Origin of the sequence: Krasilnikovia sp. MM14-A1259, from assembly GCF_047159535.1 — a bacterium.
GTDB lineage: Bacteria > Actinomycetota > Actinomycetes > Mycobacteriales > Micromonosporaceae > Actinoplanes.
The window spans coordinates 6,007,210-6,025,384 of record NZ_BAAGAJ010000002.1 but is presented as its reverse complement, the minus strand read 5'-3'; the positions used below and the strand labels follow the sequence as shown (position 1 = coordinate 6,025,384).

At 71.8% G+C, this 18,175-nt stretch carries 17 protein-coding genes; 8 read left to right on the top strand and 9 right to left on the bottom strand.

Annotation, left to right across the window (positions count from 1 at the left end):
- Position 1 precedes the first annotated feature (1 nt).
- Entirely contained in the window at positions 2-1,024 is a 1,023-nt protein-coding gene (locus tag ACMCNK_RS27385) for a glycoside hydrolase family 26 protein (protein WP_412739216.1), read from the top strand.
- Here the strand turns inward: ACMCNK_RS27385 and ACMCNK_RS27380 are convergent.
- The gene (locus tag ACMCNK_RS27380; protein WP_412739215.1) at positions 990-1,388 is read right to left on the bottom strand and encodes a VOC family protein; all 399 of its coding nucleotides are present in this window, start codon (positions 1,386-1,388) and stop codon (positions 990-992) included. The genes ACMCNK_RS27385 and ACMCNK_RS27380 overlap by 35 nt on opposite strands.
- A 51-nt stretch (positions 1,389-1,439) precedes the next feature.
- Positions 1,440-2,219, bottom strand: a complete 780-nt coding sequence (locus tag ACMCNK_RS27375; RefSeq protein WP_412739214.1) for a WecB/TagA/CpsF family glycosyltransferase — start codon at positions 2,217-2,219, stop codon at positions 1,440-1,442.
- Positions 2,220-2,282: 63 nt separating this feature from the next.
- On the opposite strand from ACMCNK_RS27375, the gene ACMCNK_RS27370 reads away from it, so the two are divergent.
- The 4 genes from ACMCNK_RS27370 to galT all read left to right on the top strand — a co-directional run bounded on the left by ACMCNK_RS27370 (position 2,283) and on the right by galT (position 6,127).
- Positions 2,283-3,233, top strand: coding sequence for a sulfotransferase (locus ACMCNK_RS27370; protein WP_412739213.1), 951 nt, complete (start codon positions 2,283-2,285; stop codon positions 3,231-3,233).
- The gene (locus ACMCNK_RS27365; RefSeq protein ID WP_412739212.1) at positions 3,230-4,144 is read left to right on the top strand and encodes a glycosyltransferase family 2 protein; all 915 of its coding nucleotides are present in this window, start codon (positions 3,230-3,232) and stop codon (positions 4,142-4,144) included. Before ACMCNK_RS27370 ends, ACMCNK_RS27365 begins: the two co-directional genes overlap by 4 nt.
- Before the next feature lie 124 nt (positions 4,145-4,268).
- A complete protein-coding gene (locus ACMCNK_RS27360) occupies positions 4,269-5,045 on the top strand; it encodes a DeoR/GlpR family DNA-binding transcription regulator (RefSeq protein WP_412739211.1) in 777 nt (258 codons plus the stop codon).
- Complete coding sequence (galT, locus tag ACMCNK_RS27355; RefSeq protein WP_412739210.1) at positions 5,042-6,127, top strand: galactose-1-phosphate uridylyltransferase; 1,086 nt, start codon at positions 5,042-5,044, stop codon at positions 6,125-6,127. Before ACMCNK_RS27360 ends, galT begins: the two co-directional genes overlap by 4 nt.
- Positions 6,128-7,211: 1,084 nt before the next feature.
- Here galT and ACMCNK_RS27350 read toward each other — a convergent pair.
- The gene (locus ACMCNK_RS27350) at positions 7,212-8,426 is read right to left on the bottom strand and encodes an NADP-dependent isocitrate dehydrogenase (protein ID WP_412739209.1); all 1,215 of its coding nucleotides are present in this window, start codon (positions 8,424-8,426) and stop codon (positions 7,212-7,214) included.
- A gap of 188 nt (positions 8,427-8,614) precedes the next feature.
- Here ACMCNK_RS27350 and ACMCNK_RS27345 point away from each other — a divergent pair, with 188 nt between their 5' ends.
- Complete coding sequence (locus tag ACMCNK_RS27345; RefSeq protein WP_412739208.1) at positions 8,615-10,270, top strand: alkaline phosphatase D family protein; 1,656 nt, start codon at positions 8,615-8,617, stop codon at positions 10,268-10,270.
- Positions 10,271-10,421: 151 nt separating this feature from the next.
- On the opposite strand, the gene mdh is transcribed toward ACMCNK_RS27345, so the two are convergent.
- From mdh to purN, 5 genes are all read right to left on the bottom strand, one after another.
- Entirely contained in the window at positions 10,422-11,372 is a 951-nt protein-coding gene (mdh, locus tag ACMCNK_RS27340; RefSeq protein ID WP_412739207.1) for a malate dehydrogenase, read from the bottom strand.
- A gap of 94 nt (positions 11,373-11,466) precedes the next feature.
- Entirely contained in the window at positions 11,467-12,336 is an 870-nt protein-coding gene (locus ACMCNK_RS27335; RefSeq protein ID WP_412739206.1) for a bifunctional methylenetetrahydrofolate dehydrogenase/methenyltetrahydrofolate cyclohydrolase, read from the bottom strand.
- A 23-nt stretch (positions 12,337-12,359) separates the two neighbouring features.
- Positions 12,360-12,953, bottom strand: a complete 594-nt coding sequence (locus tag ACMCNK_RS27330) for a pentapeptide repeat-containing protein (RefSeq protein WP_412739205.1) — start codon at positions 12,951-12,953, stop codon at positions 12,360-12,362.
- A gap of 5 nt (positions 12,954-12,958) precedes the next feature.
- Positions 12,959-14,575 carry a bifunctional phosphoribosylaminoimidazolecarboxamide formyltransferase/IMP cyclohydrolase gene (purH, locus tag ACMCNK_RS27325; protein WP_412739204.1) on the bottom strand — a complete coding sequence of 539 codons (1,617 nt, stop codon included), beginning with the start codon at positions 14,573-14,575 and terminating at the stop codon, positions 12,959-12,961.
- Positions 14,572-15,186, bottom strand: coding sequence for a phosphoribosylglycinamide formyltransferase (gene purN / locus ACMCNK_RS27320; RefSeq protein WP_412739203.1), 615 nt, complete (start codon positions 15,184-15,186; stop codon positions 14,572-14,574). The genes purH and purN overlap by 4 nt, the downstream gene beginning before the upstream one ends.
- A 148-nt stretch (positions 15,187-15,334) precedes the next feature.
- Between purN and ACMCNK_RS27315 the strand changes: the two genes are divergently transcribed.
- Positions 15,335-15,598, top strand: a complete 264-nt coding sequence (locus ACMCNK_RS27315; protein WP_412739202.1) for a DUF4190 domain-containing protein — start codon at positions 15,335-15,337, stop codon at positions 15,596-15,598.
- Between the two features lie 359 nt (positions 15,599-15,957).
- A complete protein-coding gene (locus tag ACMCNK_RS27310) occupies positions 15,958-16,242 on the top strand; it encodes a DUF4190 domain-containing protein (protein WP_412739201.1) in 285 nt (94 codons plus the stop codon).
- A gap of 136 nt (positions 16,243-16,378) precedes the next feature.
- Here ACMCNK_RS27310 and ACMCNK_RS27305 read toward each other — a convergent pair whose 3' ends face one another.
- Positions 16,379-18,124 (bottom strand): DUF6350 family protein, encoded by a 1,746-nt coding sequence (locus ACMCNK_RS27305; protein WP_412739200.1) that lies wholly within the window; start codon positions 18,122-18,124, stop codon positions 16,379-16,381.
- Between the last annotated feature and the right edge of the window lie 51 nt (positions 18,125-18,175).

The following is an 18,175-nucleotide window of genomic DNA, read 5'->3' as shown; positions in this document are numbered from 1 at the left end:
GGTGCGAAGACCCCTCGCCGCGCTGCTGACCGTACTGATGCTCGGGCTCGCCGGCTGCTCCGCGGACCGGCGGGCCGAGCCGTTACCGACCCCGTCACCGGACCGGACCGTCCTGTCGGATGCGATCGCGATCAATCCGGGTCCGTTCGACTCCGGGCCGTTCGTCGCGCCCGCCACCGGCGCGTACGTCGGTGCCTGGATCAAACCGCAGGAGCTGACTCACGACGGCCGGGTCGAGGCGGTCGACGGCCTGGAGGAGACGCTGGGCCGGCGCCTCGACATCCTCAACACGTACCGGCGGTTCGGCGAGATGGTCGGCACGGAGTCGGACCGGGAATTCCTGGCCCAGGGCGCCACACTCATGATCAGCTGGGCGACCGGGGACAACCGGTCCATCGTGGCCGGCCGCGACGACCGGCTGATCCGCCGCCAGGCCCGGGCGATCCGGGATGTCAAACGGCCGGTGCTGCTGCGCATGCGCTGGGAGATGGACCGGCCGAACCTCCGCGAGCAGATGGTCAGCGGGCCGGACTACATCGCCGCGTGGAAGCACATACGGGCCATCTTCGCCGCCGAGCACGCGACCAACGTGTCCTGGGTGTGGTGCCCGACCGCCGAGGGTTTCCAGCGTGGCGACGCCCCGGCCTTCTACCCCGGCGACGACCAGGTCGACTGGACGTGTGTGGACGTGTACGCGGGCAACCAGTTCGAGCCGATCGGGGCTCTGATGGGCCCGTTCCTGCGGTTCGCCGCGGAGCATCCCAAGCCGATCGTCGTCGGCGAGTTCGGGGTCGCCAAGGCGTGGGGGTCGGCCGGGCGGGCCGCGTGGCTGCGCGACGCGGCGCGCACGTTCAAGGCGAACCCGCAGATCAAGGCGGTCGTGTACTTCGAGTCCGATCCGGCGGGCAACGGCCCGAACCAGCAGTTCCAGCTCACCGGTGACCGGGCCGCGTTCAAGGCGTTCGCGGCGCTGACCCGGGACCGGTACTTCAATCCCCGGACGGCCCGGGCTGGTTCGCGCTGAGCGGCTGCAGGAACTCCAGCCGGTTCCCGTGGCCGTCGAAGGTGTACAGCCGGCGGTGGCCCGGGAAGTGCGGATCCCAGTCGGCCGCGTGGTCGGCCGCGGTGAGCGTGGCGGCCAGCGCGTCGAGGTCGTCCACCAGCACGCCCGGGTGGGCCTTGCGGGCGGGCGTGAACTCCGCTTCGACGCCGAGGTGCACCTCCCAGCCGCCGCCCGCGAACCAGCACCCGCCGCGGGCGGCGAGCGCGGGCGGTTTGGCGAGCTCGGTCATGCCGAGCACGTCTCCGTAGAACCGCCGGGCGACGTCCTCCCCGCCGGACGGGATGGCCAACTGCACGTGATGCAACCGCGTGAACGTGAATCCCATGTCCGCAGCATACCCAAAAAACCGTACGTCCGTACTGTTTGAGGCGATGGGTCAGCGGCGAGCCGACACGGTCAACAGACGCAGTGCGTACGGGGCGTCCTGGCGCAGGTAGCGGCGGGCCAGGCGGCGCGGCTCGGTGCCCAGCCGGTGCGCCCACTCCAGACCGGTGCGCTGCATCCAATGCGGCGCCCGCCGGATGTCGCCGGCCACGAAGTTGACCGCGGCACCGCACCCGACGAACCACGCCTGCGGAAGGCCGGGGCGCAGCCGCGAGATGACCTGCTCCTGCTTGGGGAAGCCGAGGCCGACGAAGACCAGGTCCGGCTGCGCCTCGACCACCTCCGCGCAGAACTGCGCGTACCCGGTCTCGTCGGCCTCGAAGCCGAACTCGGGACAGAGCGTTCCCCCGATGCGCAGCCCGGGGCAGGCCGCGGCGAGCCGGTCCGCGGCCCGGGTGGCGCCGTCCGGCACACCGTCGGCGCTGTGCGCCCCGCCGATCACGAAGATCGACCGGGCGTCGCGGCCCAGACCCTCCGACAGGGACCAGACGAGGCTGCTGCCGGCGACCCGCTCGGGCAGCGGCATGCCGGTCAGGCGGCTCGCCCACACCAGCGGCATGCCGTCCGCCACGACCAGGTCGGCGTCGTCGAGGTACGCCCGCAGCGCCGGCTTCTTGTGCGCGAGGCGCAGGATGTCGATGTTCGGAGTGATGATCCGCCCGCCGCGGCCGTGGTCCAGGGCGTCCCGGACGACCGAAACGACCTCAGCCTCGGTGATTCGGTCGAAACCCGTTCCGTCGAGATGTACCCGCTCGAAAGCCTCGGTTGTCAATCCCACGCCTCCTTCGGCCTGGTTCGCTCGTTATAGGAGCGAAACGAATGAAGGCGGGACAAAGTGGCACGGGTGCTGTTTGTGGGCGGGCTGGGCCGAAGCGGGACAACCCTGGTCGAGCGCCTGCTTGGCGAGCTGCCCTCGGTACACGCGCTCGGCGAGGTCGTCCACCTGTGGCAGCGCGACATCCGCGGCGACGAGCGCTGCGGCTGCGGTGCGCGGTTCTCCGCCTGCACGTTCTGGCAGCGGGTCGGCGAACGGGCGTTCGGCGGCTGGGGCAGCATCGACGTCGATCGCATCCAGACCCTGCGCGACACGGTCGAACGGACCCGGCACATCCCCCGGCTCGCGGCCGCCTCGCTGCCGCCCGCCCAGCGCGCCGAGGTCCGCGAGTACGCCGCGTACTACGCCCGGGTGTACGCCGCGGCCGCGGAGGTCTCCGGCGCCGCCGTGGTGGTCGACTCCTCCAAGCACAGCGCGCTCGCACACGTCCTGCGCTGGGCGGACGACGTGGACTTGCGGGTGGTCCACGTGGTACGCGACGCGCGCGGGGTCGCGTACTCGTGGACCAAGACCGTGGCCCGCCCCGAGACCGACGGCGCCGAGGTCATGACCCGGTACTCCCCCGGCCGCTCGGCCCTGCTGTGGAACGCCCACAACGCCGCGTTCGGCCTGCTGGCGCGCCGGGGCGTCGCGGTCCGCCGGATCCGGTACGAGCAGTTCCTCGCCGACCCGCGCCAGGCTCTGCGCGAGCTGGCGGAATTCGTCGAGCTCCCCGTGACGGACGCCGGCCTGGGGTTTCTCGGCGACGGGTACGCCGACCTGTCCGTCGGGCACAGCGCGGCCGGCAACCCGATGCGTTTCCGGGTGGGCCGCGTACCGCTGCGCCACGACGACGCCTGGGTGCAGGCCCTGCCGCCCGGCCAGCGCCGGCTCGTCGGCGCGGTGTGTGCGCCGCTGCTGCGCGCCTATGGGTACCCGCTCCACCCCGCTGCCCCTCAGGAGGTTCGATGAACTGGCCGTCCGTCGGCGTCGTCATCCCCACCCGCAACCGCCCCGAGCTGGTACGCCGGGCCATCGCCGCGGTCCGTGCGCAGGAGTACCCGGGCGAGCTGACCGTGGTCGTCGTGTACGACCAGACCGAGCCGGACCAGACGCTGGCCACCGCGGACGGCACCCCGGTCCTGGTGCTGACGAACTGGCGTACGTCCGGGCTGGCGGGCGCCCGCAACACCGGGATCCTGGCGCTGGACACCGAGTTCGTGGCGTTCTGCGACGACGACGACGCGTGGGCGCCGGAGAAGCTGCGCAAGCAGGTCGCCGCGTTGCTCGCCGAGCCGGACGCCGAGTTCGCGACGTGTGCGATCGAGGTGGAGTACGAGGGCCGCACCACCGCCCGGCTGGCCGGGTGCAGCCGGGTCACCGTGGAGCAGCTCGCCCGTTCGCGGATGTCGATGCTGCACTCGTCGTCGTTCCTGATCCGCCGCGGGGCGCTGGCCTCCGACGCGATCGGCCTGGTCGCCGAGGACGCGCCGGGCAGCCAGAACGAGGACTGGGACCTGCTGTTGCGCGCCGCCCGCCGGATGCCCATCGTGCACGTGGACGAGCCCCTGGTCCGGGTGCTGTGGGGCCGCACCTCGCACTACGCGTACGAGTACGCCACCAAGATCTCGTCGCTGCGGTGGATGATGCAACGCCACCCCGAGATCAGCGGCTGCCGCCCCGGCGCCGCCCGGGTGTACGGCCAGCTCGCCTGCTGGTCGGCGGCGAGTGGCAACCGCGCCCAAGCGTGGCAGTTCAGCAAGGAGGCGGTAAGGGCGAACTGGCGCGAGCCGCGTACCGCGATCGCGCTGGCCGCAATGACCGGCGCGGTCAAGGTGGAGAACGTTCTCTCCGCACTGCACAAGCGCGGCCGGGGAATCTGAGAGATCAGCGGCGAAGGTCACTCTTTTGCGCACACCCGATCACCAGGTAATGTTCGCACGTGTTCGAATCAGTGCGGTTGATCCGGTACGGCCAGGTGATCCGACGTAGCCGCGGGGCCTGCTGATGCTCGCGCAGCAGCGGCAGGCGGCGATCCTGGACCGGGTACGGGCGTCGGGCGGCGTCCGGGTGAGCGAGCTCGCCGCCGAGTACGGCGTCTCCGACATGACCATCCGGCGCGACCTGGAGGCCCTCGCCGACCGTGGGCTGCTGGCCAAGGTACACGGCGGCGCCACCACAGTGACCCCCGGCTCGGCCCACGAGCCCGGCTTCGCCGCGAAGTCGGTGCGCCAGCGTACGGAGAAGGCCGCGATGGCCATGCGCGCCGCGGCCCTGGTGTCACCCGGCGACGCCATCGCACTGTCCGCGGGCACCACCACCGCCGGACTGGCCCAGCGGCTCGTCGACGTGCCGTCGCTGACCGTGGTGACCAACTCGATCCCGGTCGCGGACATCTTCTACCGGGCCGGCCGCCCCGACCAGACCGTCGTGCTCACCGGCGGCACCCGTACCCCGTCGGACGCGCTGGTCGGCCCGGTCGCGGTCGCCGCGATCGCCAAGCTGCACCTGGACGTGCTGTTCCTGGGCGTGCACGGGATGAGCGAGCGGGCCGGATACACCACCCCGAACCTGATGGAGGCCGAGGTCAACCGCGCGCTCGTCGAGGCCGCGGAACGCCTCGTCGTGCTCGCCGACCACACCAAGTGGGGCACGGTCGGCATCTCCTCGATCGTCCCGCTCGAGCGCGCCGACGTACTCATCACCGACGACGGCCTCGATCCGGCGGCCCGGGCCCTGCTCGGGGAACAGGTCGCGGACCTCGTCGTGGTGACCGCGCCGTGATCGTCCGGCGCACCACGATCCAGCTCAGTGACGGCCGGGAACTCATCTACTTCGACGAGCGGCCCGGCGCGGACCGCACAGCCCCGGACCTACGTCGCCTGCCACCCCCGCCACCCGCATCCCAGCTGCGGCTGGACCCGCTGGTCGACGAGTGGGTCGCGGTCGCCGCGCACCGGCAGACGCGGACGTTCCTGCCGCCGAGCGACCGGTGCCCGCTGTGCCCGTCCACCCCGGACTTCGCCGGCGAGATCCCGGCGGACGACTACGACGTGGTGGTCTTCGAGAACCAGTTCCCGTCGTTCAGCGACCGTCTGGCACCGGACCAGATCACCGAGCTGACCGAGGCCGTCCCGGTACGTCCCGGCGTTGGCCGCTGCGAGGTCGTCTGCTTCACCAGCGATCACACCAGTTCGTTCGGCGCGCTGCCGCCCGAACGGGTCCGTACGGTGATCGACGCGCTCGCCGACCGGACCGCGGAGATGTCCACGCTGCCCGGTGTGGCGCAGGTCTTCCCGTTCGAGAACCGTGGCGTCGAGATCGGCGTAACACTGCACCACCCGCACGGACAGATCTACGCGTACCCGATGGTGCCGCCGCGCACCCAGGCGATGCTGGACGCGGCGCGCCGGCACGCGGCCACGACCGGGCGCAGCCTCTACGCCGACGTGCTGGCCGCCGAACAGAAGGCACAGGTACGCATCGTCGCGGCCAACGAGTACTGGACCGCGTACGTACCGGCCGCGGCCCGCTGGCCGTTCGAGGTGCAGCTCGCGCCGCACCGCCAGGTGCCGGACCTGCCCGCCCTCGACGACGCCGAGCGCGACGCGTTCGCCCCGTTGTACCTGGACGTGTTGCGCCGGCTGGACGCGCTGTTCGGCAAGCCGATGCCGTACATCGCCGCGTGGCATCAGGCGGTGGTCGGCGCGGGGCGCGAGCTGGGGTACCTGCACCTGCAGGTGTTCAGCATCCGGCGGGCCGCCGACAAACTGAAGTTCCTGGCCGGCTCGGAGTCGGCCATGGGTGTCTTCGTCAACGACGTCGTCCCGGAGACCGCCGCCCAGATGCTGCGCGACGCGCTCTGAATCCGCCACGGGCGGCGACCGTAGGAACTGCCGCCGCCGCCATCCGTGTCCCCGTCCCGCCGCCGTCCCTGTCCCGCCGCCGCCCCTGTCCCGCCGCTGCCGCCCCTGTCCCGCCGCCGCCCCGGCCCATGACCTTCGCCGTTGTGGTTTGGGGACCGGGTCACGGTCGCCATCCCGTCACGGTCACGGGCCACCCAAAACCAACGCCTGCGCCATCTCCAGCCCAGGGCGGCGGGTGTATCAGCCGCTCGCCTTACAGCTCTGATGTCGAGAATGGATCGCAGGCCGCACGCAGGCCTCAAGCCGCACGCAAGCCTCAAGCCGCGCGAAGGCCGTCAGCCGTGCGAAGGCCGTCAGCCGCGCGAAGGCCGTCAGCCGCGAGCCGCGAGCCGCGGGCCGCGGGCCGATGTGCTCCACAAGCACGATGACGCTTGGATGATCCATCCGCGACATCAGACCTAAAGGGTCCGCACGGATAATGAGCCGGGTCGTCGGCTACGCGTTGCAACGGCGACCGATGGATGGCGAGCCACGCCACCGGCACACTCGCACCCGACCTGACAGGCGGCGGTCAGTCGCAGAGGCGGAGCCGTTGTCCTGGGCCATCAGCCAGCCCGTATCCGAGGACCAAGTGCGGGCAGTGGTGCGGCGGACGGTGGCGAGCCAGGCGGAGGGTCGCGCCGCAAATGCGGCGTCGCTCCGAGTGAGCCCAGGCCACGCGAGCGGCGCCGCAGCGCGCAGGCCAGTCTGGGGAGGGCCGGAAGAGGGGGGCGGGGGGCCCGGGACAAGGCCCCCCGCATGGGAAGGGACGGCAGACGCGCTGCAGCACGCCCACTGGCGACACCGAGTCAAGAGAACCGGTCGGCGCCCGGGACAAGGCGGCCGGACCGGCGGGCGACCCTTGCGCGGCACCGCCTGCATCCGTTCTGCCTAAAGAAACGACGCCCATACCCCAGGGTTACGCGCATTAAAGGCCCAGTTTGCCCCAATTTTGGATCATGCCACACCGATCACGGCGCGGCCCGGCAGGAACGTCGTCCCGCCGGGCCGAAATGTCTTGGGTACGGGCGTCAGCCGATCGGGCTCAGCCGAGCTTGCGCGAGAGGTTCGCCTCGAGCGCGTTCATGAACTCGTCCGTGGTCAGCCACGGCGCATCCCGGGAGATGAGCAGCGCGAGGTCCTTGGTCATCTGTCCACCTTCGACGGTCTCGATGCAGACCTGCTCGACCGTCTCGGCGAACTCGGTGACCGCCGGGGTCCCGTCCAGCTTGCCGCGGTGCTTGAGGCCGCCCGTCCAGGCGAAGATCGAGGCGATCGGGTTGGTCGAGGTCTTCTCGCCCTTCTGCCACTGCCGGTAGTGCCGGGTGACCGTGCCGTGCGCGGCCTCCGCCTCAACGGTCTGACCGTCCGGGGTCATCAGCACGGAGGTCATCAGGCCGAGCGAGCCGAAGCCCTGCGCCACGGTGTCGGACTGCACGTCACCGTCGTAGTTCTTGCACGCCCAGACGTAGCCGCCCTCCCACTTCATCGCGGCGGCGACCATGTCGTCGATCAGCCGGTGCTCGTACGTGATCCCGGCGGTCTTGAAGTCGTCCGCGAACTCCGTCTCGAAGATCTCGGCGAACAGGTCCTTGAACCGCCCGTCGTACGCCTTGAGGATCGTGTTCTTCGTCGACAGGTAGACCGGGTAGTTGCGGGCCAGGCCGTACCGGAACGAGGCGCGGGCGAAGTCGCGAATGGACTCGTCGAAGTTGTACATGCCCATGCCGACGCCGCCGCCGGGGAAGTCCGCGACGTGGAACTCCATCGGCGCGGAACCGTCGTCCGGGGTGAAGGTCATCGTCAGCTTGCCCGCCTTGGGCGCGACGAAGTCCGTGGCCTTGTACTGGTCGCCGTGGGCGTGACGGCCGATGACGATCGGCTTGGTCCAGCCGGGTACGAGCCGGGGTACGTTCGACATGATGATCGGCTCGCGGAAGACGACGCCACCGAGGATGTTGCGGATCGTCCCGTTCGGGGACTTCCACATCTTCTTCAGGCCGAACTCGTCGACACGGGCCTCGTCCGGGGTGATGGTGGCGCACTTCACGCCGACGCCGTGCCGGTTGATGGCGTTCGCCGCGTCGACCGTCACCTGGTCGTCGGTCTCGTCGCGGTACTGGATCGACAGGTCGTAGTACTCGAGGTTGACGTCGAGGTAGGGCAGGATCAGCTGCTCACGGATCTGCTTCCAGATGATCCGCGTCATCTCGTCGCCGTCGAGCTCCACGACCGGGTTTTTGACCTTGATTTTCGCCATCGGCCGGCGCTCCTCTCCCGGGACACATGTTTTAGCAGTACGAGCGTACTGCCTAACGGTGGGAGATCATCGCCGACCCCGTCCGTGACCGCCCCGATTCCGCAAGATACCCCGCCTTTCCCGGGCGGACGTTCAGTGGGGCGAATGCCGTTCCCTGTGACGTAACCGCCTTCCGGTTACATCGATGCATGTCGCTGTCATTCCCGTTCCCCGTCAGCCGGCGCCGCTTCGTCGCCGGGGCCGCTGCCGTCGCCGCCGCCGGACCCCTGCTGATCACCCCCGCCGGCGGGTACGCGCGCATCCGCAACGGCCTCGGCACAACGCTGCCCGCCGGTGTGTTCACGCTCGGCGTCGCCTCCGGCGACCCGCTGCCCGACGGCGTGGTGCTGTGGACACGCCTGGCCCCGCAGCCGACCACGGGCGGCGGCATGCCCACCCAGAACTTCGCGGTGGACTGGGAGGTCGCCGAGGACCCCGGCTTCAACCGGATCGTCCAGCGCGGCACGGCCACCGCAACACCCGAGTACGCCCACTCCGTCCACGTCGAGGTGCAGGGCCTGCGCCCGGACGCGGTCTACCACTACCGGTTCCGGGCCGGTGACCAGATCTCCCCGGCCGGGCGGACCCGCACCGCACCGGCGGCCGACGCCCGCCCGTCCCGGCTGCGGTTCGCGTTCGCGAGCTGCCAGGACTACCAGGCCGGGTACTACACCGCCTACCAGCACCTGGCCGCCGAGGATCTGGCGTTCGTGGCGTTCCTCGGCGACTACATCTACGAGAGCCCGGCCAACCCGGCCGCGATCCGCCGCCACGAGGGCACCGGCGAACCGACCGGGCTGGTGCAGTACCGCAACCGGCACGCGCGGTACCGGACCGACCCGGACCTGCAGGCCGCGCACGCCGCGTTCCCGTGGATCGTCACGCTCGACGACCACGAGATCGACAACAACTGGGCGGACGAGATCCCGCAGGACCCGGACCAGCAGTCGCCGCAGGCGTTCCGGGCACGGCGGACCGCAGCGTTCCAGGCGTACTACGAGCACATGCCGCTGCGCCGCAGTTCGCTGCCCTCGGGGCTGGACATGCAGGTCTACCGGCGGCTGCGGTTCGGGGCGCTGGCCAGCGTGCACGTTCTGGACACCCGGCAGTACCGCAGCGACCAGCCGGCCACGCTCGCCGCCGCGCAGGACCCGGCGCTCACCATGACGGGCCCGGAGCAGGAGCAGTGGCTGACCGAGGGCCTGCAGTCGTCCGGCACCACCTGGAACCTGCTGGCCAACCAGGTGATGTGGGCGCAGAACGACCGCAAGGCCGGACCCGAGCAGGTCTTCGACTTCGACAACTGGGACGGGTACCGAGTCCAGCGGCGGCGGTTGCTGGAGCTGTTCGGCGCGGGGCAGGTGACCAACCCGGTCGTGCTGACCGGCGACCGGCACTGCACCTGGGTCTGCGACCTGCGACCCGACTTCGACGACCCGGCCACGCCCGTGGTCGGCGCCGAACTCACCGGCACGTCGATCACCTCGGGCGGGAACCCGGACGTGGCCGCGTTCCACGCGACGTACGACCCGATCATGGCGGAGAGCCCGCACTGGCGTTACATCGACAACCGGCGCGGCTACGTGGTCTGCGACGCGGACGGCCAACGTCTGCTGAGCAGTCTGCGCGTGGTCGACACGGTGTGGGCTCAGGCCGCTACTGTGCGCACCGCCGCGCAGTTCGTGGTCGAGGCGGGGCGGCCCGGCATCGCCGAGGTCGACGAGCAGGCCATGCCCGCCCGTGCGCCGCGCGGCCCGGTCTTCGACGTGCACGACGACCAACGCAGCTTCCCCCTTCGCCCGTAGCGCGGGCGGTCCGGTGGAGCGGCCGGGGCCGGAGGCGCCCCGGCCGCTGCGAGGTCTCGATTCGGGTGATCAGCATGCTTTAGTGCATATGCGCCGATAGCCGGAAAGGCCGGGGCCTGACCGCCCCGGCCTTTCCTCGACAAACTGTGACTCAGAGGTCGACGACGTCGGCCTGCTTGGCGCGGACCGCCTCGGCGGCCTCCTTCAGGCCTGCCAGCTCGGAGTCCGTCAGCTTCGTCTCGACCACGCGGCGCACACCGTCCGCGCCGATCTCGGCCTCGACGCCCAGGTAGACACCGGAGATGCCGTACTCGCCGTCGACCCAGGCGCAGACCGGCATGACCGCGCCGGAGTCCTCGGCGACCGCCTTGGCCATGCGGGCCGCGGCAGCCGACGGCGCGTAGTACGCCGAACCGGTCTTGAGCAGGGCCACGACCTCGGCGCCGCCGTTGCGCGTCCGGGTCACCAGCTCCTCGATCTTGTCGGCGGGCAGCAGCTCGGACAGCGGCTTGCCGTTGACCGTGCAGCGGCTGGGCACCGGCACCATCGTGTCGCCGTGCGAGCCCAGGGTCAGCGTCCGCACGTCGCCGATCTTGACGCTGAGGGTCTCGGCGACGAAGTGGGTGAAGCGGGCCGTGTCGAGCATGCCGGCCTGGCCGAGGACCCGGTTCTTCGGGAACTGCGTGGCGATCTGGGCCAGCGCGGTCATCTCGTCCAGCGGGTTCGAGACCACGATGACCACGGCGTTCGGGGCGTACTTGGCGACGTTCTCGGCGACCTGACGGACGATCTTGGCGTTGACGCCGAGCAGGTCCATCCGGCTCATGCCCGGCTTACGGGGCAGCCCGGCGGTGATGATGACGACGTCCGAGCCCTCGATGGCCTCGTACCCCTCACCGTTCGGACCGGTGGTGGCACCGACGACCTTGGTCTCGAAGCCCTCGACCGGCCGCGACTGGTTCAGGTCCAGCGCAAGGCCCTCCGGCTTGCCCTCCACGATGTCGGTGAGCACCACGGTGTCGAAGATGTCGTACTCGGCCAGACGCTGCGCGGTCGTGGAACCGTAGAAGCCGGCGCCGACGACAGTGACCTTCTTGCCCATGCCTCTCCCTCCCGGAAAGCAGCCCTCCCGGGAAGCGGGACGACTTTTCCGGACCGTATCAGCCGGTTAACGATCCCTTACCTGGCAGGGGCGGTCAGCGGGAGCTATCCCACTCAGCACGCTCCACCACGTTCGTGAGCAGCATCGCCCGGGTCATCGGGCCCACCCCGCCGGGCATCGGCACGACCGCCCCGGCCACCTCACGAACCTCGGGCGCCACGTCGCCCGTGTAGCGGCCCTTGCCGTCGGCGCCCACGACCCGGCTGATGCCGACGTCGACGACCGTGGCACCGGGCTTGACCATGTCGGCGGTGAGGAACCCGGGCACCCCGACCGCGGCGACCACGATGTCCGCGGCGCGGGTGTGGGCAGCGAGGTCCACCGTACCGGTGTGACACAGCGTCACGGTCGCGTTCTCGCTCTTCCGGGTCAGCAGCAGCCCGAGCGGACGCCCGACCGTCGTGCCACGGCCCACCACGGTCACCTCCGCGCCCGCCAGCGCGATGTCGTGGCGGCGCAGCAGGTGCACGATGCCGCGCGGGGTGCAGGGCAGCGGCCCGTCGTAGCCGAGCACGAGACGGCCCAGGTTGACCGGGTGCAGCCCGTCGGCGTCCTTGTCCGGGTCGATCAGTTCGAGGATGCGCTGCGTGTCCAGGTGCTTCGGCAGCGGCAGCTGCACGATGTAGCCGTGGCAGGCCGGGTCCGCGTTCAGCTCCGCGACGACCGCCTCGACCTGCTCCTGGGTGGCGTCGGCGGGCAGGTCACGGCGGATCGAGGCGATGCCGACCTCGGCGCAGTCACGGTGCTTGCCGGTCACGTACGCGTGTGAGCCCGGGTCGTCACCGACCAGCACCGTGCCGAGCCCGGGGACGATCCCGCGCTCGCCGAGGGCCTTGACCCGCTGGAGCAGGTCCTCCTTGATCGCCGCCGCGGCGGCCTTGCCATCCAGAATCGTCGCCGTCACGCGTCGATCCTGCCAGAACGCACTCAGTCGCCGACCACCGCACCGTACGCGGTCGCGAACAGTCCCGCCTGCACCAGATCGATCTTCGCGCCGGTCAGGTCGACCCCGCGCAACGCCACCCCGTCCAGGTTCGCACCGCGCAGATCCGTGCCCTTGAGCACGACGTCCTTGAGCTGTGCGCTGGACAGATCCGCGCGGCGCAGGTCGGCCCGGGTGAGATCCGCGCCGGTCAGGTCCGCCTCACGCAGCCGCAACCCGCCCAGCTTCGCCGCGGTCAGGTTCTGCCCGCGCAGCGACACGAACGAGAAGTCGCCGCCCTCGATCGTCAACGGCCGCAGTCCGCAGTCGACGAACTGGGTGCCGGTCAGCTTGCACTCGGTCAGCCGGGCGTCGAAGAACGAGCACCGCTGCATCTCCGACTGCACGATCGCGCACCGGGTCAGCTCGGCCGCGTTGAAGCGGACGTTGCCGAAATGGCAGTGCGCGAACGTGCACCCGGTCAGCCGCGCCTCGGAGAGGTCCACGTCGTGGAACGCGCAGTCCTCGTAGTGGACGCGGTCCCACTCGGCCAGGGCCCAGTCCTCGGCCGTGAAGCGCTCGTTGCGGACGACCTCCACGTCGGTCAGTGGAAGAAGTGCCGGGTGCCGGTGAGGTAGACCGTCAGCCCGGCCTTCTGCGCCGCCTCGATGACCAGGTTGTCACGCACCGAACCGCCCGGCTGGACGACCGCGGTGACCCCGGCCTCGATGAGCACCTCCAGGCCGTCCGGAAACGGGAAAAACGCGTCCGAGGCGGCCACGCTGCCCCGGGCCCGCTCGGCACCGGCCCTCGACACCGCGAGATGCGCCGCGTCCACCCGGTTGACCTGGCCCATGCCGACCCCGACCGTCGCACCGTCGTGCGCCAGCAGGATCGCGTTGCTCTTCACCGACCGGATCGCCCGCCACGCGAACGCCAGATCCCGCAGTACCTCCGCGGGGGCCGGTGCGCCGGTCGCCAGCGTCCACCCGGCCGGGTCGTCGCCGGGCGCGTCGATCCGGTCCGCCATCTGCACCAGGAGGCCGCCGCCGACCTGGCGGATCTCGGCCGGCGCGGGCGCCCACGGCGGGGCCACCAGCACCCGCAGGTTCTTCTTCTCCCGCAGCAGCTCGACCGCGCCCGGCGCGAACGACGGCGCCACGACGACCTCGGTGAAGATCTCCGCGATCTGCCCGGCCAGCTCGACCGTCACCTCGCCGTTGACCGCGATGACCCCGCCGTACGCCGACGTCGGGTCGCAGGCGTGGGCCTTGCGGTGCGCCTCGGCCACGTCCGCGCCGACCGCGATGCCGCACGGGTTCGCGTGCTTGATGATCGCCACGCACGGCTGCGTGAAGTCGTTCGCGGAACGCCACGCGGCATCGGCATCCACGTAGTTGTTGTACGACATCTCCTTGCCGTGCAGCTGCTTCGCCTGGGCGAGGCCTTGCGGGGCGGCCGGGTCGGCGTACAGGGCGGCCTGCTGGTGCGGGTTCTCGCCGTAGCGCAGGGCGGTGTCGCGGCGCAGCGCCAGGCCCGTGAACTCGGGCCACTCCGAGGCGGCGGCGTCATCACCGGCGCCTGGTCCTGCGGACGGCGCGGAGAACCCGAGCCCCTTCGGGGCCAGGGTCGTGGCGCACCAGTTCGCGACGGCCACGTCGTACTCGGCGATGTCGGCGAACGCGCGGGCCGCGAGCAGCTTGCGCTGCGCGAGCGTGCAGCCACCCTCCTTGAGGGCGGCCAGGATCAGCGGGTACGCCGCGACCGAGGTGACCACCGCGACGGACTGGTGGTTCTTCGCCGCCGCGCGCACCATCGCCGGCCCGCCGATGTCGATCTGCTCGACGCACTCGTCCTCGGTGGCGCCCGACGCCACGGTCTCGGTGAACGGGTACAGATTCGACACGAGCAGGTCGAACGGCTCCACCCCGAGGTCGGCGAGCTGCTCGACGTGCGACGGCAGCCGCAGGTCGGCGAGCAGCCCGGCGTGCACCCGCGGGTGCAGCGTCTTGACCCGCCCGTCCAGGCACTCCGGGAAGCCGGTGAGGTCCTCCACCCGGGTCACCGGGATCCCGGCGCCGGCCACGGTGGCCGCGGTGCTGCCGGTGGAGACGATCTGCACCCCGGCGGCGTGCAGGGCCTGGGCAAGGTCGACCAGCCCGGTCTTGTCGTACACACTCAACAGGGCCCGCCGGATCGGACGGCGACCGGAGTCGGTCATGGGATGGTGACCTTTCTTCCCGTGATGGTCCAGCCTTCGCGGACCAGCCGGCCGACCTGCTCGACGAGCTGGCGGCGCTCGGCCTCCTTGATCCGCTCGGTCAGCGTCTCCTCCGTGTCGTCGTCGAGCACGGGCACGCTGACCTGGGCGATGATGGGTCCGGTGTCGACACCTGAGTCGACGAAGAACAGGGTCGCCCCGGCGATCTTCACCCCGTAGGCGAGGGCGTCGCGCGGGCCGTGGATGCCCGGGAAGCCGGGCAGCAGCGCATTGTGGGTGTTGATGTACCGGTCGCCGACCGCGGCCAGGAACGCCGGCCCGACCAGCTTCAGGAACCCCGCGGAGATGACCAGGTCCGGCTTGTGCTCGGCGACGTGCGCGGTCAGAGCAGCATCCCAGGCCGCACGATCCGGGTACGCCTTCACCGAGTCGACGAACGTCGGCACACCGGCCGCCGCGGCACGGTCGAGCCCGGCGATGCCGTCGCGGTCGGCGCCGACCGCGACGACGCGGGCCCCGTACGCGGGGTCGGCGGCCGCGTCGAGCAGCGCCTGCAGGTTGCTGCCGGAGCCGGAGACGAGGACGACCAGGCGGGCGGCGGGGTCAGTCACCCGAGCACCCTATCGCCGCCTGCAGAAAGACCCACTCACGGGTCGGCATGGGGACAGCGTGAGGGCCGGTGATCGGCTAGGCTGCCGATCCGCTGAAGACGTCAAAACCGTCACTGTCGCAGTGCGGAACACATTTTTGGAGGATCTTGTGACCACTCCGCCGCCCTACTACGGTCCCCCGGCCCAGCCCGCCGACGACAAGACGACCCTGTGGGGCGTCCTGGGCATCGTGTTCGCGTTCTGCTGCTGGCCGCTCGGCATCGTTTTCGCCGTGCTGAGCATGATGGAGGCCAAGAAGGTCGGAAAGCAGCCGACCCTCGCCTACGTCACGTTCGGCATCCTGGCACTGGCCGTGGTCGCCAACATCATCTGGTTCGCGGCCGGCGGGATGAACATGATCCTGAACAGGTAGTAACTCGCGATCTGCGCACAGGGCGTCCCGGTTCGCCGGGGCGCCCTGTGTCGTCTCCGCCCCGGCACCGCCCGCCCGGTACGCTGCCCGCGGCGCCCGCCCAGCCCGGAAGGCATGACATGCAGCCAGGTCAGGACCCATCCCAGCAAGACCCGCAGAACCAGCCGCCGGGGTCGTACCCGCCGCCACCGGACGCGTACCCGCAGCCGGAGCCGTACACGCCGCCGGGCTCGTATCCGCCGCCGGGCTCCCCTCCGCCGCCGGGGTCGTACGCGCCTCCGGGCTCGTATCCGCCGCCTCCGCCCGCGTATCCGCCGCCGGGCGCCTACCCGCCGCCGTATTACCCGGGGGGCGCTCCGATGGTGGGGCCGCAGAACACCTACGGCCTCGCCGGCATGATCCTCGGCATCGTTTCGATCCCGCTGCAGCTGTGCTGCCAGTTCCTGGGCCTGCCGGTGGCGATCGCGGCCGTCGTGCTGAGCATCATCGGCATGAACAAGGCCAAGGCGGGCCTGGCCACCAACCGCGCGCAGGCAATCGCCGGCCTGGCGTGCGGCGCCGTCGCCATCGCCATCTCCGTGATCGTCCTGATCGTCGCGCTCGTGCACGGCGTGTGGAACCTCAGGACCTACCAGGACTTCTGATCCGCGCAGCCGGCCACGCGACGGGTCACCTGGCGCCCGCTCCCGGCGTCACGATCGCATCGACCCGCCGGGAGAGGTCGACCCCGCGCGAAGGGCGGGCGGCTGGGTCGGTCGGCCACGGAGGAAGGACCAGCCGTCAGCGGTGGTCCGCCGTGGATCGCCAGGCCCGGGCGGCGGCCGCGCCGAGCGTGGCGGACACCGCGACCACTCCGGCCGCGACGAGCCCCACCTGCCAGGCCACCGGGCCGATCTGCGCCATCCGCCCGGCGCCGAGCGAGCCGCCCGACAGGCGGCTGAGGACACCCAGGATCAGTCCGGCAACCGGTCCCGCGGCCAGCGCCGACCCGATCACCAAGGGCCAGCTCGGTGCGGGGGGCGACGAAGGCTGCCCGGGCGCGGCCGTGCGGCCGCGCGCCAGGCGCCGGGTCAGCAGCGCGCCCGCGACCATTCCGGCCAGCACGGGTACGGCCAGCAGCGCCGCGCCGCCCGCTCCCATCGGCCCGTTCGGCAGCCCGGCCAGCAGCGGCAGGGTGGGCAGCGGTCCCACGGTCACCTCGGTGAGGCGTACCGCGGTGCCCGTGCCGAGCAGGAAGCCGGGCCCCAGCAGGTACGCGGCCGCCCACACCGCGCCGTTCACCCCGTAGGCGAGGCTGACCAGGGTGATCCCGGCCTGCCCGGCCACCCCGGTCCGGTACGCCGCGATGGTGTCCGCCGCCTGTCCTCCGCCGACCGCGACGGACAACCCCGCGAACCCCGCGCCCGCCGCCAGCACCAGCAGTGCCGCCACCACCCCGGTACGCAGCCCGTGGCGCAGCACCGCGGGGATGCGCAGCGCCAGCGGGACGACCGCGTCGGTGCCCCGCAGCGCCCCGAACAACGCCGCGCCCGTGCCGATCGCCAGGAACGTGAGCGCCGCGCGGCCCACCGGCACCGTGGTGCCGGGGCCGTCGACCACGGCGGCGGCCGCCGCACCCAGCAGGGCGTACGCGACGCCCACCGCACCCGCGACCTGCAGCGCGGCCCGCACCGACCCGGTACGCCGGGCCCCGACGGCCCGCGTGACGTGCAGACCTGCGCGGTTCAGCCGCCAGACCACGAGCGCGGTGAGCAGCAGGGGCGCCAGGGCGAGCGGGCCGATCCGGGTGCCCAGCGGCACGCCGTGGCCCAGCAGCCACCCGGCGAGGCCCGCCTTGGCCGCCCCGGCCAAGCCCCCGGCCCCTTCGAACGAACGGGCGAGCCCGATGACCGCGGCCACCGGCAGGTACGTCAGCAGCGCGGCCCAGAGCGTGGCGAATCCGGCCGCGACCGCGAGTGGCGCCCGCGGCCGGCGGGCCGGGCGCCGGGGCAGTCGAACGGTCTCCCGACGCGCGAGCATCGCGGCGTCGACCCGGACCGTGTCCCGGCTTGCCGCGTCCCCGGGCGCGGTGTCGCGGTCGATGGACCGGGGGTCGATGGACACGGTGTCGCGCCGCGCCGGATCGATGTCGTCGCGCGCCGGGTCGCCGGACGCGGCCCCGCCGCGGGCGTCGTCGGTGACCCCGGAGCCGCGGCGGGCCGGATCGAGCGCCTCGGAATCACGACGCGCCGGATCGACGGGGCCGGAGTCGCGGCGGGAAGGGTCGAGGGGCACGGTGTCACGGCGGGCCGGATCGGGGGACGCGGAGTCGCGGCGGGGGCGCAGCGGCACGGTGTCCCGCACGGAGCTGGGTTCGAGGTCGACCAGCAGGTCGAACTCCACACCGGACGAGCCCCGGCGCGGGGCGGGCGCGCGGGTGTCCAGGGGCACGGTGTCGCGGGCGGCGAGGTTGGCCTCCTCGGCGGCCGCCAACCGGTCCTCCGAGCCGGCACGTCGACCGTCGGGAGGATCGGGTGTGGTCGGCATCGCCGCCTACTTTTCCACGCGGAATCGCGTGCGGCGATGGTTTTCGGGGCC

Excerpts from the sequence above, each read along its gene's own strand:
- ACMCNK_RS27380 (WP_412739215.1), bottom strand. The coding sequence starts at position 1,388 with ATGGGATTCACGTTCACGCGGTTGCATCACGTGCAGTTGGCCATCCCG.
- ACMCNK_RS27365 (WP_412739212.1), top strand. The coding sequence starts at position 3,230 with ATGAACTGGCCGTCCGTCGGCGTCGTCATCCCCACCCGCAACCGCCCC.
- ACMCNK_RS27360 (WP_412739211.1), top strand. The coding sequence starts at position 4,269 with ATGCTCGCGCAGCAGCGGCAGGCGGCGATCCTGGACCGGGTACGGGCG.
- ACMCNK_RS27350 (WP_412739209.1), bottom strand. The coding sequence starts at position 8,426 with ATGGCGAAAATCAAGGTCAAAAACCCGGTCGTGGAGCTCGACGGCGAC.
- ACMCNK_RS27345 (WP_412739208.1), top strand. The coding sequence starts at position 8,615 with ATGTCGCTGTCATTCCCGTTCCCCGTCAGCCGGCGCCGCTTCGTCGCC.
- mdh (WP_412739207.1), bottom strand. The coding sequence starts at position 11,372 with ATGGGCAAGAAGGTCACTGTCGTCGGCGCCGGCTTCTACGGTTCCACG.
- purH (WP_412739204.1), bottom strand. The coding sequence starts at position 14,575 with ATGACCGACTCCGGTCGCCGTCCGATCCGGCGGGCCCTGTTGAGTGTG.
- ACMCNK_RS27310 (WP_412739201.1), top strand. The coding sequence starts at position 15,958 with ATGGTGGGGCCGCAGAACACCTACGGCCTCGCCGGCATGATCCTCGGC.
- ACMCNK_RS27305 (WP_412739200.1), bottom strand. The coding sequence starts at position 18,124 with ATGCCGACCACACCCGATCCTCCCGACGGTCGACGTGCCGGCTCGGAG.